Below are 1216 nucleotides of genomic sequence, written 5' to 3'. Positions count from 1 at the left end.
GCCCCGGGGCGGCCGTCGGAGGTGATTTCGGCCACGTTCTGGCCCTCGCGGCCGAACACGGGCTTGCGCACGCCGTGGCCGGCGAGTGGCTGGAGGCTGGCTTCGAGCAGCAGCGGGTGGTGCGGGAAAGTGGCCCAGAGGTGCGCCAGCAGCGCCTTGCTCTGGAACAGCAGGGTGTAGGCCGGATTGGCGATGATGACGTTGCAGGTGAGCAGCAGGTCGCAGAGGTCGGCGGTGAGGGCGGGCTCCTCGTCGGCCAGGATTTCCCAGGGCACCAGCTTGAACAGGAAGTCGAAGCGCTGCCACTGGCCGGGCACGGTTTCGGCCCACACGCCCCGGTCCTCGCCAGCCACCGACACGCGCATGGCATCCACCGAGCACACGTAGGTATCGGCGAAACCGGCGGTGCGGGCGGCTTCGGCCAGCACGGCGCAGTTGGCTTCGTCCTCGGCGCTGTCGGGCAAGTGCACGAGCAGGAGAGTGGCCTGCAACTCATTGTTGAGGCCGCGCCAGTGGCGGAACTGGTCTTCGAGGCACTCGAACAGGCCGTTGGCCTGGCGGTCATCGGTGGCTTGGCCGGCGGCTACCAAGCTGGCCCACTGCACCACGGCGGTTTCGGGCAGGCTGGTGGCGGTGTCGGCGTTGAATTCGAGGAGCTTGGGGCCGTCCGGCGTCTGGGCCAGGTCGAAGCGGCCGTAGAGGTGCCAGTGCCGCTCGTCGTGCCAGGAGTGGCGCACGGCCCCCCACAGGTTGGCTGGAATGGCGAGCTGGCGCAGGAAATCATCGGGCAGCGCGTCGGGAATGGCCTGCACCAGCATGTCGTAGAGCGTGTCGGCGGCTTGCAGTAGGGTTTCAGCATCGGTTTCGGGCAGCTGCACGGCCTCGCGGGCCACGTAGTGCTGGCAGGCATCTTCGATGGCCCATTCCCAGCCCAGCGAGCGCACGGCGGGTGAGACGTCACCGGAAAGGGGAAGCAGGTTTATCATTGGTAGGGTTTTGAAAATCAGTGCGTCATGCAGAGCGCAGCGAAGCATCGTGCCCGCGCAATGCAATCAAAAAGGATTAGTGGTGGCGGGCAAGACGCTTCGCTGCGCTCTGCATGACGTGCTATTACACCCCCGTCAAAAAAACTACCCCCCAAATCCCCGGAAGCCGCCGCGGCTGCCAAAGCTGCTGCTGCGCCCGGCCGGCGCGCTGCTGCGGAAGCTGGGGCGCG

The 1216-nt window shown here is 66.9% G+C and carries 1 protein-coding gene; it reads right to left on the bottom strand.

Annotated elements, in window-relative coordinates; translation table 11 throughout:
* Positions 1-986 (bottom strand): glutathionylspermidine synthase family protein (locus ACYVDE_RS23405; protein WP_460503934.1); only part of this gene is annotated, 986 nt, incomplete at its 3' end.
* Positions 987-1216 lie beyond the last annotated feature (230 nt).

The sequence above is a fragment of the Hymenobacter agri genome (assembly GCF_054778495.1).
The sequence above is the reverse complement of the archived record's forward strand: the minus strand, read 5'-3'. Positions and strand labels throughout refer to the sequence as shown.